Source organism: Amycolatopsis sp. NPDC004625, from assembly GCF_040609695.1.
GTDB lineage: Bacteria > Actinomycetota > Actinomycetes > Mycobacteriales > Pseudonocardiaceae > Amycolatopsis.
In genome coordinates, this window is the sequence record NZ_JBEXKX010000010.1 from 1 (window position 1) to 22,681 (window position 22,681).

Here is a 22,681-nt window from a genome sequence, read left to right on the forward strand (position 1 = left end):
CGAGAAGGGTGTTCAGGTCTGTCGTCACAAACGGATCTTGAACACCCTTCGCCGATCTCCGGCCACCACCCAGACTTACGCATCACTCGTCTAGCGCACGAGCCGGAAGAACCCGCGCACCTGCCCGACGAACAACTCGGGTTGTTCGAGCGCGGCGAAGTGCCCGCCGACGGGCAGCTCTTCGAACCAGCGCAGGTCGGTGTAGCGCTGTTCAGCCTGCCGCCGCGACGGCCGGACGATTTCCCTGGGAAAAACCGAAACCCCGGCCGGGACATCCACTGTGGACAGATCGCGGTCGTTGTTCTCCCAGTACATCCGCGCGGAGGAGGTCGCCGTCGCGGTGAACCAGTAGACGGAGACGGCGTCCAGGATCCGCTGCCGGTCGACGGCGTCCTCCGGGTGGCCCTTGTGGTCGGTCCAGGCCCAGAACTTCTCGGCGATCCACGCGGCCTGGCCGGCCGGCGAATCGGTGAGGCCGTAGCCGAGCGTCTGCGGCCGGGTGCCCTGCTGGGCGGAGTAGCCGCTGCCGGTCCGCCGGAACTCCTGCAGGTCGGCGAGGGCCTGGCGCTCCTCGGGCGTCGGGTCGGCGGTGTCAATCCGCACCGGCGCGAAGTTGACGTGCACCCCGGCCACCCGCCCGGACCGCGCGAGCGCGTTCGTGACCGCGGCACCCCAGTCGCCGCCCTGGGCGCCGTAGCGGTCGTAGCCGAGCGACGTCATCAGCTTGTCCCACAGCTCGGCCACCCGCGGGATCTTCAGGGCGGGCTTGTCGCTCCACCCGAACCCGGGCAGCGACGGCACGACGACGTGGAAGGCGTCGGCGGGATCCCCGCCGTAGCGCGCGGGGTCGGTGAGCGGCCCGATGACATCGAGGAACTCGAGCACCGACCCGGGCCAGCCATGGGTGAGCACGAGCGGCAGCGCACCGGGCACCGGCGACCGCACGTGCAGGAAGTGCAGCCCGACGCCGTCGACGGTCGCCCGGAACTGCGGGAACGCGTTGAGCCGCCGCGCGAACCCGAAGTCGTACTCCTCACCCCAGTCCCGGCAGAGCTCGCGCACGTAGGCGAGCGGAACACCCTGCGACCAGTCATCGACGGTCTCGGCCTCGGGCCACCGAGTCCGCCGCAACCGCTCCCGCAGATCGGTGACATCACCCTCGTCGAGCGGTACCTGGAACGGCTCGGCCATCTCGGCTCCTTCAGGTGGGCTTCCCACGCTAGCGACGTCCGCCCGAACCGATCAACTTCACGCCCCTGACCAGCAGAATCATCGGTCGGCCCACCTGCGGCACGGGGGTCGCGGGGCATGCGCTAAGCTTTCGGAGTCGCCCAGCGATGGGCCCTCGTAGCTCAGGGGATAGAGCACTGCCCTCCGGAGGCAGGTGTCGCAGGTTCGAATCCTGCCGAGGGCACTCCCACAAGAGCGGGAAAAACCGCTTCTCACCAGCGGTTTCACGCTTGAAGCGGTTCTTCCCGTTCTCCGGCTGGTTACGGCCATTCACGGCCAAATCCGGGTGTCTCTTCCCAATGCGTTCCCACGGGAATGCATTGGGCATCAGGTGGACGCCGTCCGGGGCCGCGCCCGGCTACCGAGCCAGGATCTTCTCGATCCGCGCCTGGTTCGCCTCCTCTCCCCCGTCCAGGAACGCGGCATAGATCTCCAGCAGCACCGCAACCGACTGGCCGGCCCAAGCCGCGATGGTCGCCGGGTCGACTCCCGCCACCAGCTGGGTGCTCACCGCCGCGTGGCGCAGGTCGTACGGCCGAGCGGCGAGCGGCGACTTCTGCTGCTCCTCGGTCAGCACCATCCGTCGCGCCGCACGCCAGGCCCGGGTGTAGGTGATCATCGGTATTTCGCCGCCCTGCTCAGCATGGAACAGGCGGCCGTCGGGGCCATAGCCGAACGTCAGGATGTGTCGGTGCAGAAGCCGAGTCAGGTCCGGCGGGAACGACACGATGCGCTGATCGCCTACGTCCCGGGCCTTCAACGGCCGGTCGTCGCGCGGCTTCCCGCTGTCTGTCCATCGGCCTCCCGCGTGCGGTTCGGCCCTGTCCAGGCGGAACTTGCCCCAGCCGTAGTCGAACTCGTCCGTGGCGTCGTTCCACTCCGGATCCGGCAAGTGCGCGATGTTCCGTCTGTTCAGCGATACCGCCTCCTCGGGACGCAACCCGGCGTAGTACATGCTGCCGAAGAAAGCTTCCAGCCGTGGGCCGCTGCGCGGCAACGCGCCGACACCGGACAGCAAGGCCCGCGTCTGCGCCGGGTTCGGCACGGCCCTCGTGTCGACCTTCCGCTTGCCCTTCGGCATCGCCGTCCACTTCACCGACGGCAGCGGGTTCGCGTCGATCAACTTTTTCTCAACCGCATAGTCCAACGCGTTGAACAGGACGCCGCGCGTCTTCCGCGCCACGCTCGGGGCGAACTTCTGGCCGTCCAGTCGCCTGGTGACCGCACGCTGCAAAGCGCGCAGTACATCCGGATCGAGAACCGCTCTCACGGGCATTGTGTTGCGTTCCAACCACTTCAGGACCTTTCGAACGTCGTCCGGCATCTCCCGGTTGGTGCGGTATTCGGTGTTGTAGCCCCACTGCCGGAGCGCCGAACGGACGACTTTCGCATCCGGTCCGTTCTTGTCCCGTTTCACGAACACCGGCGTCACCCGGATCAGCGCTTCAGCCATCGTCTGCCGCGCGGTGGCCGCCGCGTCCGGCCACTTCATGTCGATGTAGGCCACCGTGAGCGCATACCAGCTCATCTCCCCCGCCGGCAGGGTCAGCGACGGCGGCAGTCCGGAGACGATGTCGAATGCCTCACCAGCTCGTTGTGCAACCAGCAGCGAAGAGCGGAACCCGTCCGCTTGCGCGTAGAGCTTGAACGACTTCTTGAAGTCCTTCTTGTCCACTCGCCACAGCACGCGGTAACTCGTGGGCTTGCCAGCCGCGTTGCGACGAGTCTCGATCGCCCACACGCGGACGTTGTACGACGACGTGATCACGCGGCCTCCTCTCGGTCTTCGAGCCAGGATTCCAGTACGGAGCGACGAATCCGGACGCCACCGTTCGGCAGCTTGATGCACTTCGGCGCGCGTTCCTTGGCGCGCCAGTCATAGAAGGTGGACGGCTTGATTTTCAGTTCCTCACAGACCTGCGAAATGGTGAGTTTTTCGTCTTTCGCGGACATGGTTGTGGACCTCCGAGCAGAGGCGTGCCGCGCACCAGGCGACCGGTGAGGGGCACGAGCGAGCGAGAGTTACCGATGCGGGGTGCCAGGGAGGCTGGCAGGTGGGGTAACTGCGGTAACTGCGGTAACTTGCCTGGTCAGGCGGTTACCGATGGGTGCCCCGGTTACCGATGGATCGGTAACCGGGGCGCGTGGGAGGTTTGTCCGGTTACCGATCCATCGGTAACCGGTTCCGGATCGGTAACCGCCTGACCTGCAGGGTTACCGCAGTTACCGCAGTTACCGACACTGTCAGCCCGCGGCGGGCAGGTAGCGGCTCCAGGCGTCCGCCAGACCGGTCTCGCCGGTGGTGGTGTAGCCCTTGACGCTGTCGCCGTCGTACTTGAACGTCGTGGGCTTGACGTCGTAGCGGGACAGTTCCTTGGCCATCATGCGTGGGTTGAGCGGCTTTCCTTTCACGTCGGTCCAGTCGGATTCCTCCATTTCCAGGAGTTCGGCGATGATGAACGTGGACGGCAGGCGGTCGGTGTTGCGTTGGGCGAAGATCCGGCGCATGTCGGCGAGCAGCTGTATACCGAAGCTGCCGCCGCGGTTGCTGTTGCTGGCCACGAAGTAGGAGCATGCGGCGCGGGCGGTGGCCGGCCAGTGCTCGCCCGCGGCGTCGGCGATCGCCAGCAGCGGTTCCCAGATTTCGGCCGCCCGGTCGGTGACGCCTTCGGGCATGTCCGGTTCGGCGTCGCCGACTTGGTTGCCGACGCCCGCGACCCAGGTGGCGAGCTTGTCCCGCAGCGGCGCGGCCTGGCGTTCGACGACGCGTTCTTTGAAGGGTTCGACGGTTTCGCCGGGGGCGCGGCGGCGCATGTGGAAGGTGATGGCGCGGGTGGTGATGGTGTCGGGCATGTGCCCGGCAATTCCTGCCAGCGCCACCGGGGCGTAGACCTTGAACCGCTCGACTTTCATGGCGCGGGCGTCGCCGACGCAGCGCGGGATGGTGGCCGACCGTTTGTATCCGGCGTTGAGCATGGCGCGCAGGTCTTCGGTGTTGCCTCCTTTGGCGGGGTTGAAGATGGCGTCCACTTCGTCGAACAGGATGGTGATCGGCCCGTCCGAGACCAGCCGGAACAGCGCGGCGGTGGTGGCCGAGAGTGTCATTTCCGCCTGCCGTACCAGGAACTGTGCGACTTCCAGGACGCGTGTTTTGCCGCTGCCGGGTTCGGCGGAGTCGAGGATCAGGCGCGGGGTGACGTAGAAGTGTTCGGCGGCGTGGGTGTGGGCGTACCACAGCGCCAGCGTGGGGGCGCAGTGCTCGGACGGAAAGACGTTGAACCGCCTCACGAACGCGGTCACGGTATCCAGGATCTGCGCCCCGCTCGGGGGTGGCGGCGGCGCGGGCATGTAGGGCATCGGCCGGGCCGGGTCCTGCTCGGCTAGGTCCCGGTCCGGGGTCGCGCCGTTGTCGACGGGATCGGGGCCGGCTGCGTGCTCGGCCAGCCACGTGGTTTGGCAGTCCTCGGTGCAGAAGTCGTCGGAGGGCGACCCGGCCAGCGCCGTCCCGCAGTGTCCGCAGACCGTGCGGGTGTCGCCTTGAGGGTCGGCGATGGCGGCGTCGATGGCCGACAACGCGGTATCCAGATCAGGCATGACAAAGCTCCCTCGGGTCGTGCGTTCGGGTGGTGCTGGCCGGGCGCCCCCGCGCCGGTCACGCCGCGGGTTCCAGCGGTTCGCCGGAGAATGTCTCCACCAGCGCGCTGGCGAGGACTTCGGCCATCGCGGGCGGGACGGCGTTGCCCCACCCGCGGACGCATTTGCGTTTGGACTTCGCCACCGACTCCGGCACCCGGTAGTCGGTCGGGAAGCCCATTCCCGCGGCGATCTCGTGCGGTGCGAGCATCCGGAACGTGCACGAATCCACCGGCGGCGGAGACCCGGTGCCCCCGAGCAGGCCGTAGCGGTCCCGGGTGGTCAGCGTCCCCACCGGCCGGTCGGTGAGCTGGGTACCGCCGTTGCCGTAGTAGGCCACCAGCAACGCCACCACGGCCTGGTCGGCCGGCGGGCCGACCAGGCCGTGGTGGTTGCCCTGCGCCGACACCGTCGGGATCGGCCCGGACACCGGGTAGGCGGTCTTCATGGAGCCGCCGCCGCGTTGCAGCGACACGAACGGCGGGATCACCATCGCGTGCTCGCGGCGGCAGGTCAGCGTCCGCAACGGCTGCCCGACGTGGGTGGCGGTGTCGACCCCGGCCCGGCCGGAGCAGTTCACCAGCAGCGGCGGGCACGCCAGCCCGTCGGTCTCCCGCGTCGTGCGGGTCGGCAACGGCACCTCAACCGACGTGGCGTGCTCACGCCAGGTCCCGCCGGCCGGGGCCAGTAGCGCCCCGATGTGCCGCGCCAGCCCGGCCTCAATCCGGTCGATCGTCTTGGGCTCCAGCGGGTCGGGTCGCCCGTGGCGGTCGACGCGCTCGCCGATGCGCTGCCCCGGATCCAGGCTCCAGTCGATGATCGACGACGCCGGGAGCACCTCGGGTTCGATGATCCGTTGGCGGCAAGACCGGTTGGGGCAGCGGTAAACGTACTGGCCGGTGAGGATGCCGTAGGTACCCATGTCGGTGCCGGGCACCCGGGCGGGCTTCTTGAACGACTGCACCGCGGCCACCAGCTGGTCGCAGTCCGGGCAGTACGCCTGCGGGCGCAGCCACTTGTCCCAGTCCGGGGTGCGCCCCAGGCTCGTGAGCCAGTAGGCGAGGAAGAACCGGTTGCGCGACTGCGCGACCTTCCCGAGCTTCGGGCCGGTGACGTGCATGGCGTTGAGCGCGATGAGGCGCGTGTTGTAGCCCTCGGTCTCGATCTCGCGGCGCCAGCGCTTGAACTCGGCCCACTTCACGACCTGGACCACGTTCTCGACCACGCCCCCGAGCGCTGGCCGGCCGCGCCGGTTCATCGCCTGCAGGTACCGCGGGACCTCCTCCATCAGCGCGCGGGCACGGGCGACGCTCGGGTCGGTCGCCTTGGGGCCGGTCTTGGGGTCGAACAGCACGCCTTGGGTGCTTTGGTCGAAGTCGCGTTTCACCCCGCGGGCGTCGGTCCACGGCGGACACGAGGGCGAAGCCCAGAAGAAGTCGACGGCCGGGAATTTGCCGATGTCGGCTTTGGCGATGTCACCTTCGTAGTGGTCCATGCCGGGGTGGTTGTAGGCGTGGGTGGCGATGGCGTCGGGGTTGTGGTTGGCGGCCAGGACGCCGGTGGTGCCGGGGACGGCCAGCACGCCGGTGGTGTCGCCGCCGAACCCGGCGAACTCGTGGTAGGTGGTGATCGTCATCGGTGATCGGGTCCTTTCAGGTCATGCACCAGCCGGAGTCGCAGCCGCCGTCGCCGGACTCGAAGGGCAGCAGTTGCACGCCGGGGTCGACGGCGCGGCGCAGCGGCCGGCCGGTGCGGGTGAGGTAGACCGGGTCCTTGCCCAGGGCGGCGCGCCGATCGTTGAGCAGGTCCTCCAGCTGGCACGACTTCTCGAACAGCTCGGGCTCTTCCGCCCGCATTACCGCCCACATGGAGAGCCGGTGGAACGGGCAGAACCAGCATGAGGACTTCGGCGGTACGGGCAGCCGAGTGAAGCCGCTGCGGGCCAGCTGGGCCCGCACGTCCGGGTGCTGGTCATCGACGGTGGCGCGGGCACGCTCGGCCATGGCCGCCGACAGCGGTTGTTCGGCCACCAGGGCGGCGCATTCGGCCCGGCGCATCCTCAGATCCAGCAACGGATACACGATGCGTTCGTGTGGCTCGACCCGGCGGGAGTTGGCCCGGTGGATCTCCTCCAGGCTGATCCCGATCGCCACCGTGGCCGGGGTGTCGGCGGTCGCACCGTGGGCCTTGAGCCATTTGCCGATCACCCGGATCTTGAAGTCCGCGGTGCACGAGCGGGTGCCGGGTGCGCCACCGGACATGCGCACCGGGATCGGCAGCGACCGCGACCCCGGTCTCGTCAGCCGGCCGAACAAGGTCTCCACGGAACCGTCGCGGCGGTGCCGGTTCAGCGTGGTGATCGTCAGGCCGTGCTCGGCGGCCCACGGGGTGGCGATGTCGCGGACGTAGGCCAGCGTGCCGGGGTGCTCGGAGTCATCGCCGACATTGGCGAACAGCACCGCATCCAGCTCCAGCCGGCCGGTGGCGGCCAGCACCAGCAGCGCGGTCGACTGCTGGCCCCCCGCCGTAGGACAGGCACCGCATCAGGCACCACCACCGGTCGGCCGCGTGCGGCGGTCGATGGCTTCGGCCCAGCACGCCGCGGTGGCGGCAACCTGGATCAGCTCCTCGGTCAGGGCGGCCGGGTCGGCGTCGGCGAAGGCTTCGTAGACCTCTTCGCGCAGGATGTGCAGCCACGTCAGCCGTCCTTCGGCGCGGGCGATCTCGGTGGTGAACCGGGCGGTGTGGGCGGCGTCGGCGGCGCGGCGCAGCAGCCCGGTCAGCTCGGCGTGGGGGCCGGTGCCGTCGGGGTGGTTCTGCTCGCCCCACAACGCGTCCTGGCGGCCGCGTTCGGCGGCGATCCGGGCGAGGACGGCGGCGGTGGCAGGCGTGATGGCCGGTGCGGTGGTGGTCATGGCAGGCTCACTTCCGGTTTGGCGGCGGGCACGGGAAGGGCCGGGCACCCGCGGTGCCCGGCCCTTCCCGTGTCCTATGTGGTCAGTGATGTTCTTCGGTGGGTGGTGAGGTCACGGCCGGACGTTGGTTCGGCCGCGGGTGTGCCGTTTGCTCCAGTGGATGGCCGCGCCGATGACGCTGGACAGCGCCCCGGCGGTCGCCAGGGTGGGCCCGATGCTGTGCACGATCGCCAGCACGATGACCGTGACGTTGCCCAAGGCGGCCACCAGGGCCAGCAGCAGCGGCCAGGGCGGGATCGGGGTGGGCAGCAGCGCAAGCAGCCGGGCGGCCATCGAGTCGTTCGGAATGGCCGGCTGCGGTTCGAGCTCGGGCGGTGTGACCGCGGTCTTGGTGGTTTCCACCGCCCTCAGCGTCGCTGTCCCGATATCGCTACACAACGTCACTTTCGGGTGGACTACGCGGCCTGACCGACGGTGGTCTCGTAGAGGGTCCAGCAGTCGTCGCAGTCACACAGCCGGCCGAGCCCGGGGCCGTCGACGGTGCCCGGCTCGACCAGGACCGGGTCGGGCATCGCCTGCGCGGTCAAGCTGGCCGCGCGCCAGGTCGGGATGATCTCCGGCGGAGCGGGATCGGAATCGCGGCAGCTGCAGATGTAGCAGGGCCGGCGGCCGTCCTTGTCCTCGCCGGTGACGTGGAAGTGGTCCAGGTGCGCGCAGGCGCAGCGGTGCACGATGGCAGCCATGACGGTGCTCCTTCCGATTCAGCGCTGGCGGGCGAGGGAGATGACAGCGGCGGTGGCGTTGTCGGCCTCGGGGGCGGAACCGCCGGTGACGGCGAGCTCGACCAGGATTTCGGCGAGGGCCTGCGGGTCGTCGGCGAAGACGCGCGCCAGGTCCTCGATCTGCCCGGCCGTGAGTTCCTTGTGGACGCCGTCGCTGGTCACGATGATCCGTTCGACCTTCGCGTCCTCACCCCGCAGCGGTGTCCAGGACATCGTGGACACGGTCGCGAAGGCCAGCCCGTTGAGCACGTAGTCCGACAGGACCTCGGTCGCGGCTCCGACCCGTTCCAGCGCGTCCCGATCGGACGCGATGAGGCCGGGGTTGTCGAGCATGTGCCGGATGTGCTCCCCGGCGGTCTGATCGACCGTCCAGCGGCGCAGCCCGGCGGTATCCGAGTAGGTCCAGACCGCGGCGTCGCCGACGTGGGCGACCTCGATCCGCCCGCCGACGACCGATACGACGGCGGCGACCGCGTTGGGGGCCCCGGGGTAGTCGGGCATCGTGTCCGCGGCGGCCATCAGCCCGGCCTGCGCGCCGCGGTGGGCGGCCACCGCGGCGGCGGTTTCGGCGGCCAGCTTGGCCGCGGTGCACGTGCGCGGTTCGGACCCGATGCCGTCGACGACCGCGGCGGCAATACCGAGCGGGGTGATGACGGCGGAGGCGGCGTCGGCGTTGGCGACGCGGCCACCGATGTGGGTGGCGACGGCGACGGTGGGCATGGTCATCGAAGCTCCATTTCCGTTGGTGATCAGGCAGCGCGGCCGGGGCCGCGCCGGTTGATGCGGCGGGGGTTGCCTTCTCCGGCGGCCAGGGAGGTGGCGATGACGCCGGTGTCCTTGGCCCAGGAACCGGGGCTGTTCCACGCGGCGACGGCGGTCTCCAGCTCGGCGCGGGCGTGCTCGCGATCGAGCAGTTCGGCGCCCACGAGCTGGCCCAGTGCGTAGGCGGCGGTCGAGAGGACCTTGTTGCGCCGCCCCGGTGGCTCCGTGGCGACGCGGTCGCACTCGGCCCGCACCGCGCGGGCGGTGTAGGCGTCCGGCGCCGTCAGCGGCTTCTCAGCGGCCCCTGAGTCGGCTGTGGGCGAGCGTTCGACGTTGGCCTGGACCAACCACCCCGGCAGCTCGGCCGGGTCGGTGTCGTCGATCAGCTCATACGCCCCGTTCGGCAGGACACTGCCCGGCGCCAAGCCGTAGGTGCCCCACCCGCGGGTGTCGATGTTGGTGGCGACGTGCTTGACCGTGCCGCGCAGGCGGGTACCGGGCGGGGCGGTGAACCACAGCTGCCGCCCACCCGAGGGCGTGGCGAGGGTGAAGGTGTCCGGCAGCGGCCCGCCCCGCCCGGCCGCCAGCGCCTGCAGCTGGAACCAGCCGTCGGGGTCGTGCTCCCCGCGGGCCGCGGGCTGCCCGGGGCGGGGGGGCTTGGGCACGTCGCAGTCGAGGATGAACAGCCCGGACGGGCCGGGGAAGACGGCGATGTTGTACGGGACGCCGTCAGACCACCGCGCCGCCACCCGGTCCACATCGAAGGTTGCCAGCGACTCCGGGGTGACGTGCCCGCCCGCGCAGACCCCGCGCCCGCGGCACAGGGCGGCCTTGTGCCACAGCGCGGCTTTCGTGCCCGGGCGGCACGGGAACACCGTCCACCCCCTGCCAGCAATCTCCATCGCCGCCGCCCGCAATGCCGCACTCTGGGCCGAACTGCTCATCTGCTGATCTCCTTTCGCCAGTGGGGTTCGCGGTCCCACGCCGCGACGTCGTGCAGGTGCGTCCCGAACGCCTGCGCCAGCCGATCGGCCAGGTCGTCAAGCCGGGCGGGCGGCAGGCGGGATGCGGACAGGGCGGCGGCAAGCGGAAGGCAGGTGGCCGAGGCGTAGAACTCGTGGGCATTCCACGCATCGGCAATCGCCCGCCCGGCCCGCCGCGCCGCCTCCCCGTCGATGCCCGCTGCGGTGATGAGCCAGGCCCGGATGTCGGCGGCCCGGTACTTCGCCTTCTCGCCCACGGCCGAGCGTCTCGGCTAGAACGGCGGTTCCTCGGAGAACCCGCCGCTCGCGCCGGGGGCCGGCGACCCAGCCGTCCACGGCTCCCGCGCCCCACCACCGCCGGTGGCGCCGCCGTTGCCGCCGGAGCGTTCGGGGCGGGCGGATTTCGCGGGGTGCCACAGCAGGGACAGGGCGGCTTCGCGGACCTGGACGTCGAAGCCGTAGCGCTTCTCGCGGGTGTTCTTGTCCTCCCATTCGGACTGCTTGAGCTCGCCGACGATGAGCAGCCGGTCACCCTTGCGGGCGTCGGCGACGTTCTCGGCCTGGCGGCGCCACACGGTGCAGCGCAGGAACGTCGCGCCCATGTCCTTCCACTCGCCGGACTCGCGGTCCAGGCGGCGGTCGTTGGCTGCGAGGGTGAACGAGCACACTCCGGCGCCCGAGGGGGTGAAGCGCATCTCCGGGTCCGCCGTCAGCGTCCCGGCCATCGTGATCTCCGGCAATCCAGCCATGTCAGGTTCCTCCGATTTCTGGTGGTGGGCAGGTACGAGTACGCCCCGACGGCCGGGCCATCGAGGCGTGGGAATGTGCTGGCAGGCGTTGATGCTGGCGGGGTGGGCAGCGGCGGCGCGGCGGTTGAGCCGCGCGCAGCAGCGTCACCGGGGCGGGGAAGCCGGGCGAGGCATGAAATTCGTGACGGTTCCGCGCCTCCCGCTGTCGCCGGGCAGGCCCGCACCGAGGCCGCCCATGACTGCCGCCGTCGTGGTCTCCAGCTTCGCCATCGCCGCCTTGGCCGCCAGGCGCCGGGCCGTCAGCTGCTCGGTGGTGCGGCCGGCCTCGTGCGTTGCGGTGTCCATCGCGTACACCGCCGCTACGGCCTCATTGATCCGGGGAAGCAGTTGCGGCGCCAAAATAACCAGCTGCGCGCGCGGCCGGGTAATGGCGTCGCGGGTGACCAGCGAAGCCGCGAGCGTGACGTCGATTTCGTCTTGGTCGTCGCGGATCCGCGCGGTCTCCAGGTCCCACATCGCCGCATAGTGCGAGGACAGGGCGGCCATCAACGTTCCGTAGATCTCCACGACCGACACCTGCCATTCGTGCACTCGGCCGGCGGTGTCCGCCCGGCTCTTGAGCACGCCGCCCAGCACGGTGCCACTGATGGTGCCGATCAGAGTACTGACGATAGTGATCACGCTTTGCCACAACGACATTCGACGTTCCTCATCACTCGGGCGATGGTGGCGCTGAGCACGGTGCCGGTCATTTGTTCGCGGCCTTCTGCGTGGCATCCCGCCGCTGGCATTCGAGTTCTTCCTGCTGGCGTCGCAGATCGGGCTGCCAGGCGCCCGAGCCGTTGGTGGTCACGCCACCACCGCGAGCACGTCCGCCGCGGTGCGCGTCCCCACTTTGGATCGAGCGGCGGCCTGGTCGGCCGCGCGCCAGATCACGACCGGGAACGCGCCGTCTTCGCCGGGGCAAGCCGGGCGCGTGGCCGGGTCACCGGAGCGGACGGGGTGGGTGTAGGCGAACCAGCGCAGCCGGAACGCGGTCGCGTCGGTGCGGGTCGGGACCAGCCCGCTAGGCGCGGCCATGCGGATCAGGTCGAGCGCGGCCGCTGGGCGGGTGAGTCCGACGGCGAGCACGGCGCCGTCCGGCGCGACGCGCACGGCGGGGGCGCGCACCCCGAAGCAGGCGTAGGCGTCGCTGCACGACAGATCGGGCGCAGGAAGGAACATGGCGAAGCTCCTTTGTGGTCTCAGAAATTCAGGTCACTCGGATGCGGATGGGCCGTCCGACATCGGGCAGATTCCGGCAGAGCGACCCGCGTAATCAGCCGGCATCAGCAGCACCCGTGCTCGGCAGAGCCGGGGGTTCACAGGGTGATCCGGCCGCGCGCCACGAGTTCCGGTGCGGCGTCTTGGATCCGCGACCAGCGGCGGTTGACGGCTGCGCGTGCACTTGCGCGGGCGGATCGCTCGGTAAGGGTGTGCCGAAATTCCCGTCGCATCAGCCGTTGAATGTCACCGAACGCGCGGATGTCGTGGCTGCTGTTGCCGCGGCCAGCTGCGCCGAGCCGGTGTTCCCGTAGCCAGCGGTCTTCGGCTTCGAACCCGCCCCACAGGCCGACCGCTTCGGCGATCAGCTGAGGCAGGTGGCCATTGGGGTTGATGACGCGCACGTGGCCGCCGGTGGGGGTGAACGTGATCGAACGGACCTCTAACCGGCCGTCCTTCCAAACCCACGCGTGGCCCAGTTCGTGCACGGCGATGGCGAGGTGTGCAGGATTCCCGGGGTCACCGGCAGAGGTGAACAAACCCATGGAGGTCCCCTTCCGAAATGGCTTCAAGTCGTGGGCTGGGAGCGAAACACTGTGCGGTAAAGGGAATGCAGCCGACCGGATCCGGGATCGACAGTCGAGCACGAGGGCACGCCCGCCGGGCCTCGGGCGAGGCCGCGGCGACCTAGCCGGGACGGCTACATCCGGACGGCGCGCTGGTCGCCGACGGCGCCTTGAACCCACCCGTCGCGGCCGGTGCCGGGGTGGTAGGTCTTGAGCACGACGGTGCCGCTGTTGAGGTCGACGTCGGTGGAGGTGACGCGCCACCAGTCGCCGTCGGCGGCCTGGACGACGCAGTTCGTGGTGATCTCCTGGATCGGCAGCATGACGGTCTTCATCGCGGGAAGTCCCTTCGGTCAAAGGTGTTCGGGCAGGTGGAAACCGTCGGGCCGATGGCGCGCAGCGCATCGGCCCGGCGGCGGTCAACGGGAGCGCAGCGCCCGACGGCCGGCGGGTAAGGCCGGGGTGGGCGACCGTGAAGTGGTGTCAGATGTCGCCGTGGTGCAGGCGGCCGCGCTGGTCGAGCTTGCCCGCGACGCGGGCGATGCGGGACCACTGCGCGGACACCAGCGACTGGGCTGCGGCACGGGCGAGGCGCTCGGAGATCCCGGTTCCCCAGCCGGCGGCCCGGAACGCGCGGTCGCCGGCCGGTAGAGCCGCTCTTCCTCAGCCTCGCGGGGCATGACCACCTCCATCATTGATTACCATGAGTGATCTTTGTGGCGTGGTGGTCCAGTGGATTGCCAGTGAGCGGCCCAGTGGATCGGCGAGAGGTCAGTGGATCCCCACTGGGGCGTCCACTGAGCCGATCCACTGGGCATGATCAGCGACGATGACCGTTCAGTGGATCAGTGGATGACCTCGGAAAACCGTCCTGGAGGGGTCTTTGGGGCGGCAATCCGCGGTGAGGTGCCATCCACTCACTGACCGGCGGCAGCCCGCGCGGTGCGCACGCTGTGTGACTGAATCCACCAGTAGCCGTCGCGCTGCTTGATCTCGACATCGAGGTCGGTGAGCTTGTCGCGCAGGGCTTTGCCGGTCAGACCCTTGCCATAGGGGCGGTAGTTCGGGCCGGCCAGCTTGCGCAGCCGCACCACGAGGTCGGTGTCCTTGGCCTGGTCTTCGTCGGCTTCCAGCACGCTGACGAGGTCTTCCAGCAGATCCCGCTCGGCAGGGGCGGCGATCCGGCGGGCGACCCCGGCGCGGAAGCCCTTGGCGCGGTCGGCGACCTCGTGGGCCTGTTCGGTGCTGATGAAGTGCGTGCGCACCGTGGTGTGGGTCGCGCCGTTGGGCAGATCCATCGACTCGCCGGGGGCGAGCACGACGGTGCCGCGGTCGAGCCCGGCCCGCAGCGCGTGCGGCGCCGCGCCGGTGTCCACGGCCGCCTCCCCGAGGGCCATGCGGGCGATGGACTCGGTGCCCACGAACAGCGACGCCCGGATCATCGCGCCTTCCCGCACGATCGCGGGCAGGTTGGCGTTGGTGGGGTTCTGCGAGAACTCCAGGAACACGACGTTGACCGCGCGGCCCTGGTCGTGGATGGACTGCGCCGCCCGCGCCGCGCGGGACTTCTTGCCGTTGCCGCCGATGTCGCCGCCGTCGGGGTGCTCGACCGCGCAGCCGAAGAGCTTCTGGACTTCGTCGACCACCACGAACAGCGGCTCGAACCCGGACCCGGGGGCGGAGTCCTCGCGGCCGATGTCGCCCTTGCGGCCCATCGCCCGCCACCGCTCGTAACGGTCCTGCATCTCCCGTTCGGCGGATTCGAGCATGTCGCAGGTGGCGATGAAGTTCTCCGCCCCGGCCCCCTCGATCAGGGTTTCGGCCAGCCCGTCGAACATGGACCAGTCCCCGAATCCCTTCAGGTCCGCCAGCCACAGACGGCTGGACGGGTCCAGCATCAGCCACAGGACCAGCGCGCGGGCCGCGGCGGTCTTGCCCTGCTTGGAGAGTCCAGCCAGCAGCAGGTGCTGCTGCAGCAGGTTGAGTCCAACCGCATCGCCCTTGACGTCCATGCCCCAGGGCATCCGGTCCCGGTACACATCGACCGGACCGAAGTCCGGGTCCAGCAGCGGCGAGTCCGGCAGTTTCCGGTCCAGCGCGCCCGGGTCGGCGACCCACAGGGTGAACTGGCGCTCGGAATCCGCGGAGCGCTCGAAGTGGACTTCGTGGGCCTTGCGGTCCAGGTTCCCGGCGAGGGTCTCGCGCAGGTTCATCACCTGGCTGGCGGTGACCTGCGGGGGCAGGGTGACCTCGACCTGCGCGCCCGGTCCGTAGCGGGTGATCATCGACAGCATCCGGGCCCCGAAGTCGGCATCCGAGCGGATCGCCTCGCGCAGGACCCGGATACCCAGGTCACGCAGCGCCGCGACCACGATCGAGGGGGTCAGGTTCACGACCTGGGTTTTGGCGGCCGGCGGGGCGAACATCCCCGGGGTCTCGGTCCGGGTCCGGCCCAGGTTCCACAGGTAGGTCAGCGCCCCGGCCGTGCCGAGGCTGATCAGCAGGACGCCGTAGGTGATGCAGAACCAGACCAGGAACGCGATCCCCTCGACCACCGCCGTGATCGGGCCGAGAACCTCGCCCTTGCCGGCGACGGCCAGGAGCACTCCGAGCGCCAACAGCAGCACGGCGGCTCCGGCGATGGACAGGCCGGTGGCCTTGGCGATCTGGACCGGGGCGCGCATCCAGTCCATCACGCGGTCGTGGCGGCGCTGCTTCTCCGCGACATCGCGGGCCTCCCACTCCAGCAGCCGCTCGTGGTTGCCGTCGGCTTCCGCCGCGCGCATCATCCGCTCGTAGCGGGACGGGCCGTGGGTGTCGCGCCAGTGCTTGCACACCACCCCTGCCCCCGCGACCGGGTAGACCAGCGCGTTGCGCAGGACGAACTTGGCGGTGCGGAGGGTCGTGTCGTGGGTGACCGCGGTGCGGGTGTAGCGCACGACCGCGGCGCCCTGGCGGCGGTATTCGGCGAAGCGCCACTCCCGCTGGGCCCTCTGGTCGGTCAGCAGCCGCCACTGCTCTTCGGTGACGATCTCGCCCTCGATCACCTCGCCGCCGGAGTGGTCGGCGCGGGCGCGCAGCGGGTGGACGGTGGCCAGCTCCCCGGCCGACCCGACGGCAGGCTGGCCCTCGGTGCCGGTGGTGTTCTCGTCGTCGTGCTGGTCGGTGGGGGTCATGGCGGAACCTTTCTGCCGTGGTGGGGCATCACGAGGCAGGGGCCGAACCACCCGGGTCGCCGTGCTGGGCAGGGGGTTCGGCCCCTGCCCGGATGCGGGCGGGGCCTAGCTGGTGCCGCCACGGGCGCGGTCGGCGAGGTAGCGCTTCTTCAGCTCGGTGGCGGGGCCCTTCCCGCACTTGAGCGTCTTGCGGATCGACTCGCCGTTGGTCGGGTCGAACCCGGCGGGCGGGTCGGCGACCGCCGCGGCGAACTCCGCGGCCAGCTCCTCGAAGCTGCGTCGCCTGGGCTCAGCCGCGCGGCCCCGCACCGTCCGGCGCGGGACGGGCTTGCGCCGGACGGGCACCTCACGCCCAGGCCGGGGTTGCTCCGGGCGGGCAGTGTCCTGGTCGGCGGTCGGCCGGATGGCCGGCGGGCGGTTACCGTCAAGGGTGGCGACCCCGCCGGGCCCCTCCCCCTCGCCCGGCGGGGTCGTCTCCTGTCCGGGTGTGTCGGCCGGCCGACGGAAGTCCAGCCCGGCGAGGTAGGCGGCGGCTTCGTCGGCCACGGTGTCGGCCAGGTCGTCACCGGCGGGGTCGACCGGCAGGCCGGGCATCGCGGTGGGGTGCAGCTTGCCGCGGTGGAGGGTGTAGCGGCCGGGTGCGAAGACCAGCCGGGCGGTGCCGTTGGGGTCGACTTCGGCCACCGAGTGGGCGATCGCGGCGCGCCGCGCGGCGTCGACTCGGGCGGCGGCGACCTTGCGGGTGGCCAGCTCGGCCCGCTGCTCGGCCAGTTCCTGCCGGGCCAGCTTGCGGGCGGCCCGCTCGGCCGGGCTTCGGCGGGGTGCGGCCGACACCAGCTGGTGCGCGGCGACCCCGGCCACCGACACCAGGCCCATCACGACTCCGAGGCTCCAGCCGCCGCCGTGGCGGTCGGTCACGCCGCGGATGACCGCGATGGCGAACCCGACGGCGGCGAACACCCACGTGCCGGTTTGCAGGGCCCACACCGGGCGATCCGGCGTGCGGACGCGGGAGACGTGCACGGCGATGGAGAAGGCGACCATGCCCCACTCCGAGAGCACCGGCAGTAGCGCGCCGGTGTGCCCGAGCGTCGCCGCGCCCCATTGCGCGGCCAGCGGGACCGCGATGGCCGCGGAGACGAGCATCAGCGGGTAGATCAGCAGGTCCACCACATGCGCACCCGCCCATGCTCGCGCCGCGGTTGCTCGAGTGTTCCAGCGCTCACGCCGCAGCTGGCGGTCGGCTTTGGCGTCGGCTTCGGCCAGGCGGGCGTCTGCCTGCTGCAGCTGGGTCAGCGTCAGCTGCTGCTCGAACTCCAGCTGCCGGTCGGCGCGGCCCTGCTCGGCGCGGGCGGCGCGGTCGGCGCGGGCCTGCTCGGCCCGGTCGGTGAAGTAGCTCACCGGGTCACCTCCTGTCGGGATGCGGCGTCGGCCGGCGGCGGCTCGTCGTCGGCGTCGGCGCCGCCGGTGGTCAGGGCGGGTCGGGCCGGGCCGGTGGTCACCACGGCGTGGCGGGCGGCGGCGGTGGTGCGGCGCAGCCGGATCTCGTTCGCCGCCCACACCGCGGCGGCCGCGACGGCGAGCAGGTTCAGCCAGGGCGTGAGCACCAGCCCGCCGATCAGCGGGAGACCGACACCGGCGAGCTCGGCCGCGTGGGCGGTGGTCCAGGCCACCGCCGTCTCCTGGCGGGTGCGGCAGCGGTCGTTGTGGTCACTCATGGCACCTCCGGGTGCTCGGTGGGGTCGTCGGCCGGTTCGGCGGTGTAGGTCACCCGGCCGGTCACGATCGCGGCCAGGTAGAGCGCGGCGCGGCCGGTCTCCGGCAGCACCACCCCGGCCAGCACCGCCAGCGGCCACACCGGACCCCACGTGCCGAACGCCAGCCGGTTGGCCAGCCAGACCACGCCGATGAACACCACCGCGGAGAACACCGTGCCCACCGCGTCACGGATGTCCGCGCGGCGCGCGGACCGGATCGCCAGCTGCGCGGCCGCCTCGGCGGCGAACGGCGCGGGCGTGGGATTGTCGAGCTCAGGCATGTGCAGCCTCCCGGCGCATCGGCCCCGGCTGGCCGGGGTGGGGATGGGTGTTGTGCGGGTCGAAGTAGTGGTTGATCGGCCCGGACGGTTCGCGGGCCACGTGGGTGGTGGCGTAGCCGTCGATGCGGGCCATCACCCCGGCCAGGACCCGAGCCAGCAGCACCAGCGGGATCCGGATCAGGTGCAGCACCAGGAACAGCGCCAGCGCGGTGAACACCCGCAGCAGCGCCCACGTCCCGTTGCGCTCCAGCAGCCGGCCCAGCAGCGCCATGCCCGGGTTCGGCGGCACACCGTCCGAGATGGCGCCGGCGACGTGGCCGGGCATCAGCTTCCGCCCCACTTCTTGCCGGTCTTGCGTTCCCAGGCGGCTTTGCGTCCGTCCAGCTCGGAGTTGAGGACCTGGCGGCGGTCGGAGTCGTTGAGCTGGCGGAGAACTCCGGAGCGGACCTCCGGCTTCACCCGCGACAGCATCAGGTGCACGACGGCATCGTCGATCTTTTCGTCGTCGGACTTCTTGGCACACATTGGTTTCTCCTCAGCAGGTTCGGATGTCAGGGGCGGGCGGGGCGGTTGACCGTTTCGATCCGCGCGCGCCCGGCGCGGACCTGGGCTGCGCCGGTGTAGGTGCCGTCGGCGGCGATGACGGCGGAGTAGCCGATGCCGGTCGGGGTGCCGTCGGCGTGCAGCAGCGCGACGTAGACGGTGTCCCCGGGCCGCACGATCGGCGAGAGGTCGACGACGGCGCGGCTCACGCGTCCTCACCGGCCAGCCGGCCGAATTCGGTTTCCCAGTCGATGTGTTCGGTGCCCGCCGGAACGGCCGCGTCGAACTCGTCGGTGGCGCGTTCGGCGGCTCCGCGGGGTATCAGCAGCTCGGCCTCGCCGTCCGGGGAGGACAGCCGGATGACGATGAGGGCCGGATCGCCGCCGGTGTCCGGGCGGATGTGGACGTCGCCGTCGCCGGTGGGTTCGATCAGGCCGCCGGCCAGCAGTTCCCGGGCGAACACCCACCGGGTGAAGCCGGTGACGAGGGTGACGGCGTAGGGGTCGGCCGGGTCGTAGTGCAGGTCCGCGGGCTGCTGGTGGCCGTGGACGATGACGTGGGTGCGGACCTGGCAGACCGGGCGCTGCTCACCACGGGGTGCAGGTAGCATCGGGGCTCCTTCCTGCTGCAGACGCGTCACACCGCTGGTGTGGCGGGTTGGATGCGGGGAAGCGGGCCCGGCCCGGCGGAACTTGCTTGGCGGCTGGGGCCGCCGGGCCGGGGCCTCACTAGGACTTGGCGGCGATTTTCTTGCTGCAGGGGATCGCACCGCAGTAGCTCATGCCGTTCAGCTTTTTCTTGCCGCGCTTGCCGCACCCGGCGCAGAACCCGGTCGGCATCGCGCTGGTGCCGGTGTGGGCCACGACCCGGCCGGCGGGCCGGTTGGCGTGCCAGTCGTTCGCGGCCTGCAACGCCTTGATGATTCCCATGACGAGATGTCCTTTCGTGAGCAGGAAATTTGTGCTGGGGAACGGTAAGGAAGGGGGTGTCAGTCGCCGGGCTCGGTGCTGGTGTTGATCGCGCGGGTGAGGATCCGGGCATGGTCGAATGCCAGTCCGCCCCTCTCCCCCGCCCGCAGCGCCACCTCCACCGGGAACCAGTCGACTCCGGCGGCGTCGTCGGCGGCGACGGGGTTCGGGGCGTCGGGCAGGATCGCCCGGTAGGCCACCGAGACGTAGCGGCCCCGCGGGTCCCGGCCGGGGACGTCGAACACCCCGACCAGCTCGATCGGCACGTTCTCCGGGATCACGATCCCGGTTTCCTCCGACAGCTCCCGTACCGCGGCGTCCTGGGAGGTTTCGTCCTCGACATGGCCGCCGGGCAGCGCGAGCTTGCCCTTGAAGGGGTTCCAGCGCCGCTGGATCAGCAGCACGTGCCACCGGCCGCGCCGGTGGGTGAACACGACCATGTCCGCGGTGTAGAACACCGGGGTCCGGTCGTCCAGCTTCGCGGCGAGCTTGGCCGCGAGAGATCCGATCAGCGACATCGGCAGAACGTCCTTTCTGGACAGGGACGCGGTCATCGGTTGGGGCGGAAGAAGACGAGGTGTTCGTTCGGGCGCCAGCCGTCCCGGCTGACGGTCGCGTTGGGCTTGCCCTGGCCGGCCAAGGTGACGAACCCATCGCAGGTCGGGCAGTCCGACGTTGCGATCGCCTTGAGGACCAGGGCACCACTGTTGTGGTTCATCGGTTTTCCTCTCCTGGTTGGGGTCAGCGCTTGGGAACGGTGACCTTGACCTGCACGACCTTGGTCGATTTGAACGGCAGGTTCTCTGCGATGCGGGCGTCAGCCTCGGTCATCCACGTGGTTTCGGGGCCGCCACTGGTGGTCCAGATCTCGACCTTGTGATCCTTTTTGGACATCCCTTGCGTTCCTTTCCTGTGACAGTCGTTGGGTCACTTGGTGGGGTCGTAGAGGAACCGGAGCAGGGTCTGTCCCAACTCCGCGTGGTCGTCTCCGCTGCTGGCCAGGAGCGGGTAGCCGTGACCGGTGAGGACGTTGGCAACGTCGCGCACCAGCGCGTACGTGAACCGGGAATCCGTCGGCCACTGGCGGAGCGGGTAAGTGCGGCGGGGGTTGTCCATGTAGCAGCCCTCCAGGCGTTGAGAGATCAGGGAAAATCAGGCGGCGGGGCCCTCGGCCAGGCGCACCCATTCGCGGTCCCAGTCGACCGCGGCGGCCTCGGCACCGGCGGGGACCAGGGCGTAGGCGGCGTCCAGCAGACTGGCGACGGTCGAGCGGGCCACCGGCAGCCGCGCCGCCCCGGAGGGCGAGCGCAGCAGCAGGCTCAGCTGCCCCGCGCGGCCGCCGGTGTCGGGCATGACGTGGACGTCCCCGTCCCCGTCCGGCTCCGCCAGACCGGTGCGCAGCAGGTCCCGGGCGAAGATCCAGCGCTGCCCGTCCAGGTGCAGCGTGACCGCCCACGGATCGGCGGTGGTGTACTCCCAGAACCCCTCGACCAGGCCCCGGCCCGGCAGCCAGACCGACATCGGGAAGCGCAGCTGCGTCATCGCCAGCCCCGCTCACCGGGGGCGCGGGTGCCGAACCCGCGCACCGGGTCGAGCTGGTGGATGGCGTGGGTGAGGATGTGGCCGTGGTCGAAGGCGAACCCGCCCGCGTTGGCGACGCGGACCGCGACCCGGACCGGCAGCCACTCCGCCCCGGCCGCGTCGTCGGCGGCCACCGGATCCGGTGCTCCGTGCAGGATCACGCCGTGGGCGATCGACACGTACCGGCCGCGCGGGTCCCGGCCTGGGGTGTCGAACACCCCCACCTGGTCTACGACCGTGCCCGCCGGAACCTGAATCCCGGTTTCCTCCGTCAGCTCCCGCACCGCGGCCTGCGCGGCGGTTTCGTCGGGGTCGACGTGCCCGCCCGGCAAGGCCAGGGCGCCCTTGTGGGGGTTCCAGCCACGCTGGATAACCAGCACGTGCCAGACCAGATCGCGCAGGGTGAAGGCGACCATGTCCGCGGCGTAGAACACCGGGTGGCGGTCATCGAGACGGGCGGCGATCTTCGCCGCCCACGAGCCGATCAACGACATGAGATGCCGTCCTTTCCGGACAGTCGAGGGTGAGGGGGTCAGCGGCGCCGGGCGGCGGCCTCGCGGGCGGCCTCCTGGCGGGCGGCTTCGCGGCGGGCGGCCTCGGCGCGTTCGGTGTCGCGCATTACCCGGTCGTGGTAGGTGCCGGAGTCGTTCGTGGTCACAGCAGGGCTCCTCTCATCGGGTGATCAGGGACGTGCTGGCAGGGGGTGAGTGAGGCTCAGCGCAGGAGCGGGGCGCCACGTGTCGGCGCGGGTCTCGGCGTCGTTTGCGACCTCGCGGCAAGCCGCCGCGCGGACGTCAGGCGGCGCGCAGCAGGGCGGTGACGTAGGAGACGAAGCTGCGCTGCGCGCAGGGGTGGACCTGGTCGGTCTGCGGGTCCCGCAGCGTGGTCCGCAGCCACAGCGTCAGCCGCGCCACGCTCCATCCGGCCCGCCGACGCTTCGCCATCGCGGTGACCAGGGCGTCCAGGAACTCCGGCCGCACCCGGCCCGCCCGGCCGGCCGCCTGCACCGTGACCCGGGACAGCGGGGCGGCGTTGGACAGCGGCGCCCGGCTGGTCCGCGGCAGCGCTGCCACCGCAGCTTCCCGCTCCTGGGTGGCCAGCAACCGCAGCTGCGCGGCGACATCCCGGTACACCCCGGCGCGGCGGTGCATCACCGCATCCCGGGTTCGCCGCGTCAGGACCCGGGCGTTGCCCGCCAGCAGCCCTGCCAGCATCTCCAACCGCCGCGCCACCACACCCGCACCGGTGTCGCGGACCAGGACCAGCGGGTTGCCCGCCGGGGTCTGCTCGGCCTCGGCCAGCAACCGCAGCTGCGCCGCCACGTCGCCGTAGACGGTCACCCGGACACCGGTCACGATCTCCGGCAGCCCGGCCGCCGCCAGCACCGCAGCGTTCCGGGTCAAGGTGTCGGCCAGGGCACGGAACCGGGCCGCGACCGGGGTGGTCAGCGTGGCGGTCATCAGCGGTCCTTTCGAGCGGATCGAGCCGGGCG

The 22,681-nt window shown here is 70.9% G+C and carries 34 protein-coding genes and 1 tRNA gene; 1 reads left to right on the forward strand and 34 read right to left on the reverse strand.

What is annotated here, in order from left to right:
- Positions 1-90: 90 nt before the first annotated feature.
- Positions 91-1,191, reverse strand: coding sequence for an epoxide hydrolase family protein (locus tag ABZW17_RS13275; RefSeq protein ID WP_354812894.1), 1,101 nt, complete (start codon positions 1,189-1,191; stop codon positions 91-93).
- Positions 1,192-1,341: 150 nt separating this feature from the next.
- Here ABZW17_RS13275 and ABZW17_RS13280 point away from each other — a divergent pair.
- Positions 1,342-1,414 (forward strand) — tRNA-Arg (locus tag ABZW17_RS13280).
- A 174-nt stretch (positions 1,415-1,588) separates the two neighbouring features.
- Here the strand turns inward: ABZW17_RS13280 and ABZW17_RS13285 are convergent.
- The 33 genes from ABZW17_RS13285 to ABZW17_RS13445 form a co-directional block, all read right to left on the reverse strand.
- Positions 1,589-2,998, reverse strand: coding sequence for a hypothetical protein (locus ABZW17_RS13285; protein WP_354812896.1), 1,410 nt, complete (start codon positions 2,996-2,998; stop codon positions 1,589-1,591).
- Complete coding sequence (locus tag ABZW17_RS13290; RefSeq protein WP_354812898.1) at positions 2,995-3,183, reverse strand: helix-turn-helix domain-containing protein; 189 nt, start codon at positions 3,181-3,183, stop codon at positions 2,995-2,997. The genes ABZW17_RS13285 and ABZW17_RS13290 overlap by 4 nt, the downstream gene beginning before the upstream one ends.
- 291 nt (positions 3,184-3,474) lie before the next feature.
- Positions 3,475-4,824, reverse strand: coding sequence for a DUF3631 domain-containing protein (locus ABZW17_RS13295; protein ID WP_354812900.1), 1,350 nt, complete (start codon positions 4,822-4,824; stop codon positions 3,475-3,477).
- A 58-nt stretch (positions 4,825-4,882) separates the two neighbouring features.
- Positions 4,883-6,499, reverse strand: coding sequence for a DNA cytosine methyltransferase (locus tag ABZW17_RS13300; protein ID WP_354812902.1), 1,617 nt, complete (start codon positions 6,497-6,499; stop codon positions 4,883-4,885).
- Between the two features lie 16 nt (positions 6,500-6,515).
- Positions 6,516-7,358: a phosphoadenosine phosphosulfate reductase gene (locus ABZW17_RS13305; RefSeq protein WP_354812904.1), complete on the reverse strand. Its 843-nt coding sequence runs from the start codon at positions 7,356-7,358 to the stop codon at positions 6,516-6,518.
- Between the two features lie 48 nt (positions 7,359-7,406).
- Entirely contained in the window at positions 7,407-7,778 is a 372-nt protein-coding gene (locus ABZW17_RS13310) for a hypothetical protein (RefSeq protein ID WP_354812906.1), read from the reverse strand.
- A gap of 111 nt (positions 7,779-7,889) precedes the next feature.
- On the reverse strand, positions 7,890-8,180 hold the full coding sequence (locus tag ABZW17_RS13315) for a hypothetical protein (RefSeq protein WP_354812908.1): 291 nt from the start codon (positions 8,178-8,180) through the stop codon (positions 7,890-7,892).
- A gap of 53 nt (positions 8,181-8,233) precedes the next feature.
- Positions 8,234-8,521, reverse strand: a complete 288-nt coding sequence (locus ABZW17_RS13320) for a hypothetical protein (protein ID WP_354812910.1) — start codon at positions 8,519-8,521, stop codon at positions 8,234-8,236.
- 18 nt (positions 8,522-8,539) lie between these two features.
- Positions 8,540-9,286, reverse strand: a complete 747-nt coding sequence (locus ABZW17_RS13325) for a hypothetical protein (RefSeq protein WP_354812912.1) — start codon at positions 9,284-9,286, stop codon at positions 8,540-8,542.
- Between the two features lie 23 nt (positions 9,287-9,309).
- Positions 9,310-10,266, reverse strand: a complete 957-nt coding sequence (locus tag ABZW17_RS13330) for a bifunctional DNA primase/polymerase (RefSeq protein ID WP_354812914.1) — start codon at positions 10,264-10,266, stop codon at positions 9,310-9,312.
- Positions 10,263-10,562 carry a hypothetical protein gene (locus tag ABZW17_RS13335; RefSeq protein ID WP_354812916.1) on the reverse strand — a complete coding sequence of 100 codons (300 nt, stop codon included), beginning with the start codon at positions 10,560-10,562 and terminating at the stop codon, positions 10,263-10,265. The genes ABZW17_RS13330 and ABZW17_RS13335 overlap by 4 nt, the downstream gene beginning before the upstream one ends.
- Positions 10,563-10,577: 15 nt before the next feature.
- Positions 10,578-11,045, reverse strand: a complete 468-nt coding sequence (gene ssb, locus ABZW17_RS13340; RefSeq protein ID WP_354813348.1) for a single-stranded DNA-binding protein — start codon at positions 11,043-11,045, stop codon at positions 10,578-10,580.
- A 153-nt stretch (positions 11,046-11,198) separates the two neighbouring features.
- On the reverse strand, positions 11,199-11,753 hold the full coding sequence (locus ABZW17_RS13345) for a hypothetical protein (RefSeq protein WP_354812918.1): 555 nt from the start codon (positions 11,751-11,753) through the stop codon (positions 11,199-11,201).
- Between the two features lie 150 nt (positions 11,754-11,903).
- Entirely contained in the window at positions 11,904-12,278 is a 375-nt protein-coding gene (locus ABZW17_RS13350) for a hypothetical protein (RefSeq protein ID WP_354812920.1), read from the reverse strand.
- 137 nt (positions 12,279-12,415) lie between these two features.
- Positions 12,416-12,862 carry a hypothetical protein gene (locus ABZW17_RS13355; RefSeq protein WP_354812922.1) on the reverse strand — a complete coding sequence of 149 codons (447 nt, stop codon included), beginning with the start codon at positions 12,860-12,862 and terminating at the stop codon, positions 12,416-12,418.
- A gap of 155 nt (positions 12,863-13,017) precedes the next feature.
- On the reverse strand, positions 13,018-13,218 hold the full coding sequence (locus ABZW17_RS13360) for a hypothetical protein (RefSeq protein WP_354812924.1): 201 nt from the start codon (positions 13,216-13,218) through the stop codon (positions 13,018-13,020).
- Between the two features lie 582 nt (positions 13,219-13,800).
- A complete protein-coding gene (locus ABZW17_RS13365; protein WP_354812926.1) occupies positions 13,801-16,059 on the reverse strand; it encodes an ATP-binding protein in 2,259 nt (752 codons plus the stop codon).
- Positions 16,060-16,164: 105 nt separating this feature from the next.
- Positions 16,165-17,460, reverse strand: a complete 1,296-nt coding sequence (locus ABZW17_RS13370) for a hypothetical protein (RefSeq protein ID WP_354812928.1) — start codon at positions 17,458-17,460, stop codon at positions 16,165-16,167.
- Positions 17,457-17,777, reverse strand: coding sequence for a conjugal transfer protein TraH (locus tag ABZW17_RS13375; RefSeq protein WP_354812930.1), 321 nt, complete (start codon positions 17,775-17,777; stop codon positions 17,457-17,459). The genes ABZW17_RS13370 and ABZW17_RS13375 overlap by 4 nt, the downstream gene beginning before the upstream one ends.
- Positions 17,774-18,097, reverse strand: a complete 324-nt coding sequence (locus ABZW17_RS13380) for a hypothetical protein (RefSeq protein WP_354812932.1) — start codon at positions 18,095-18,097, stop codon at positions 17,774-17,776. Before ABZW17_RS13380 ends, ABZW17_RS13375 begins: the two co-directional genes overlap by 4 nt.
- Positions 18,090-18,422 carry a hypothetical protein gene (locus tag ABZW17_RS13385; RefSeq protein ID WP_354812934.1) on the reverse strand — a complete coding sequence of 111 codons (333 nt, stop codon included), beginning with the start codon at positions 18,420-18,422 and terminating at the stop codon, positions 18,090-18,092. The genes ABZW17_RS13380 and ABZW17_RS13385 overlap by 8 nt, the downstream gene beginning before the upstream one ends.
- Positions 18,422-18,622: a hypothetical protein gene (locus ABZW17_RS13390; protein ID WP_354812936.1), complete on the reverse strand. Its 201-nt coding sequence runs from the start codon at positions 18,620-18,622 to the stop codon at positions 18,422-18,424. The genes ABZW17_RS13385 and ABZW17_RS13390 overlap by 1 nt, the downstream gene beginning before the upstream one ends.
- 26 nt (positions 18,623-18,648) lie before the next feature.
- Positions 18,649-18,849: a hypothetical protein gene (locus ABZW17_RS13395; RefSeq protein WP_354812938.1), complete on the reverse strand. Its 201-nt coding sequence runs from the start codon at positions 18,847-18,849 to the stop codon at positions 18,649-18,651.
- Positions 18,846-19,250 (reverse strand): SsgA family sporulation/cell division regulator, encoded by a 405-nt coding sequence (locus tag ABZW17_RS13400; protein WP_354812940.1) that lies wholly within the window; start codon positions 19,248-19,250, stop codon positions 18,846-18,848. The genes ABZW17_RS13395 and ABZW17_RS13400 overlap by 4 nt, the downstream gene beginning before the upstream one ends.
- A gap of 118 nt (positions 19,251-19,368) precedes the next feature.
- Positions 19,369-19,569, reverse strand: a complete 201-nt coding sequence (locus ABZW17_RS13405; RefSeq protein ID WP_354812942.1) for a hypothetical protein — start codon at positions 19,567-19,569, stop codon at positions 19,369-19,371.
- A gap of 59 nt (positions 19,570-19,628) precedes the next feature.
- Entirely contained in the window at positions 19,629-20,126 is a 498-nt protein-coding gene (locus ABZW17_RS13410; protein ID WP_354812944.1) for an NUDIX hydrolase, read from the reverse strand.
- A gap of 32 nt (positions 20,127-20,158) precedes the next feature.
- Positions 20,159-20,326, reverse strand: coding sequence for a hypothetical protein (locus tag ABZW17_RS13415; protein ID WP_354812946.1), 168 nt, complete (start codon positions 20,324-20,326; stop codon positions 20,159-20,161).
- A 23-nt stretch (positions 20,327-20,349) separates the two neighbouring features.
- A complete protein-coding gene (locus ABZW17_RS13420) occupies positions 20,350-20,502 on the reverse strand; it encodes a hypothetical protein (RefSeq protein WP_354812948.1) in 153 nt (50 codons plus the stop codon).
- A gap of 33 nt (positions 20,503-20,535) precedes the next feature.
- Positions 20,536-20,724 (reverse strand): hypothetical protein, encoded by a 189-nt coding sequence (locus ABZW17_RS13425; RefSeq protein ID WP_354812950.1) that lies wholly within the window; start codon positions 20,722-20,724, stop codon positions 20,536-20,538.
- A gap of 36 nt (positions 20,725-20,760) precedes the next feature.
- Entirely contained in the window at positions 20,761-21,150 is a 390-nt protein-coding gene (locus ABZW17_RS13430) for an SsgA family sporulation/cell division regulator (RefSeq protein ID WP_354812952.1), read from the reverse strand.
- Complete coding sequence (locus ABZW17_RS13435) at positions 21,147-21,683, reverse strand: NUDIX hydrolase (RefSeq protein WP_354812954.1); 537 nt, start codon at positions 21,681-21,683, stop codon at positions 21,147-21,149. Before ABZW17_RS13435 ends, ABZW17_RS13430 begins: the two co-directional genes overlap by 4 nt.
- Positions 21,684-21,721: 38 nt before the next feature.
- On the reverse strand, positions 21,722-21,847 hold the full coding sequence (locus ABZW17_RS13440; protein WP_354812956.1) for a hypothetical protein: 126 nt from the start codon (positions 21,845-21,847) through the stop codon (positions 21,722-21,724).
- Positions 21,848-21,983: 136 nt separating this feature from the next.
- On the reverse strand, positions 21,984-22,649 hold the full coding sequence (locus ABZW17_RS13445) for a hypothetical protein (protein WP_354812958.1): 666 nt from the start codon (positions 22,647-22,649) through the stop codon (positions 21,984-21,986).
- Between the last annotated feature and the right edge of the window lie 32 nt (positions 22,650-22,681).

Bases quoted from the DNA above. Each gene is read 5' to 3' on its own strand.
- ABZW17_RS13275 (WP_354812894.1), bottom strand. From the start codon at position 1,191: ATGGCCGAGCCGTTCCAGGTACCGCTCGACGAGGGTGATGTCACCGAT.
- ABZW17_RS13290 (WP_354812898.1), bottom strand. From the start codon at position 3,183: ATGTCCGCGAAAGACGAAAAACTCACCATTTCGCAGGTCTGTGAGGAA.
- ABZW17_RS13295 (WP_354812900.1), bottom strand. From the start codon at position 4,824: ATGCCTGATCTGGATACCGCGTTGTCGGCCATCGACGCCGCCATCGCC.
- ABZW17_RS13300 (WP_354812902.1), bottom strand. From the start codon at position 6,499: ATGACGATCACCACCTACCACGAGTTCGCCGGGTTCGGCGGCGACACC.
- ABZW17_RS13310 (WP_354812906.1), bottom strand. From the start codon at position 7,778: ATGACCACCACCGCACCGGCCATCACGCCTGCCACCGCCGCCGTCCTC.
- ABZW17_RS13320 (WP_354812910.1), bottom strand. From the start codon at position 8,521: ATGGCTGCCATCGTGCACCGCTGCGCCTGCGCGCACCTGGACCACTTC.
- ABZW17_RS13325 (WP_354812912.1), bottom strand. From the start codon at position 9,286: ATGACCATGCCCACCGTCGCCGTCGCCACCCACATCGGTGGCCGCGTC.
- ABZW17_RS13330 (WP_354812914.1), bottom strand. From the start codon at position 10,266: ATGAGCAGTTCGGCCCAGAGTGCGGCATTGCGGGCGGCGGCGATGGAG.
- ABZW17_RS13345 (WP_354812918.1), bottom strand. From the start codon at position 11,753: ATGTCGTTGTGGCAAAGCGTGATCACTATCGTCAGTACTCTGATCGGC.
- ABZW17_RS13350 (WP_354812920.1), bottom strand. From the start codon at position 12,278: ATGTTCCTTCCTGCGCCCGATCTGTCGTGCAGCGACGCCTACGCCTGC.
- ABZW17_RS13355 (WP_354812922.1), bottom strand. From the start codon at position 12,862: ATGGGTTTGTTCACCTCTGCCGGTGACCCCGGGAATCCTGCACACCTC.
- ABZW17_RS13360 (WP_354812924.1), bottom strand. From the start codon at position 13,218: ATGAAGACCGTCATGCTGCCGATCCAGGAGATCACCACGAACTGCGTC.
- ABZW17_RS13365 (WP_354812926.1), bottom strand. From the start codon at position 16,059: ATGACCCCCACCGACCAGCACGACGACGAGAACACCACCGGCACCGAG.
- ABZW17_RS13375 (WP_354812930.1), bottom strand. From the start codon at position 17,777: ATGAGTGACCACAACGACCGCTGCCGCACCCGCCAGGAGACGGCGGTG.
- ABZW17_RS13380 (WP_354812932.1), bottom strand. From the start codon at position 18,097: ATGCCTGAGCTCGACAATCCCACGCCCGCGCCGTTCGCCGCCGAGGCG.
- ABZW17_RS13385 (WP_354812934.1), bottom strand. From the start codon at position 18,422: ATGCCCGGCCACGTCGCCGGCGCCATCTCGGACGGTGTGCCGCCGAAC.
- ABZW17_RS13390 (WP_354812936.1), bottom strand. From the start codon at position 18,622: ATGTGTGCCAAGAAGTCCGACGACGAAAAGATCGACGATGCCGTCGTG.
- ABZW17_RS13400 (WP_354812940.1), bottom strand. From the start codon at position 19,250: ATGCTACCTGCACCCCGTGGTGAGCAGCGCCCGGTCTGCCAGGTCCGC.
- ABZW17_RS13405 (WP_354812942.1), bottom strand. From the start codon at position 19,569: ATGGGAATCATCAAGGCGTTGCAGGCCGCGAACGACTGGCACGCCAAC.
- ABZW17_RS13410 (WP_354812944.1), bottom strand. From the start codon at position 20,126: ATGTCGCTGATCGGATCTCTCGCGGCCAAGCTCGCCGCGAAGCTGGAC.
- ABZW17_RS13415 (WP_354812946.1), bottom strand. From the start codon at position 20,326: ATGAACCACAACAGTGGTGCCCTGGTCCTCAAGGCGATCGCAACGTCG.
- ABZW17_RS13420 (WP_354812948.1), bottom strand. From the start codon at position 20,502: ATGTCCAAAAAGGATCACAAGGTCGAGATCTGGACCACCAGTGGCGGC.
- ABZW17_RS13425 (WP_354812950.1), bottom strand. From the start codon at position 20,724: ATGGACAACCCCCGCCGCACTTACCCGCTCCGCCAGTGGCCGACGGAT.
- ABZW17_RS13430 (WP_354812952.1), bottom strand. From the start codon at position 21,150: ATGACGCAGCTGCGCTTCCCGATGTCGGTCTGGCTGCCGGGCCGGGGC.
- ABZW17_RS13435 (WP_354812954.1), bottom strand. From the start codon at position 21,683: ATGTCGTTGATCGGCTCGTGGGCGGCGAAGATCGCCGCCCGTCTCGAT.
- ABZW17_RS13445 (WP_354812958.1), bottom strand. From the start codon at position 22,649: ATGACCGCCACGCTGACCACCCCGGTCGCGGCCCGGTTCCGTGCCCTG.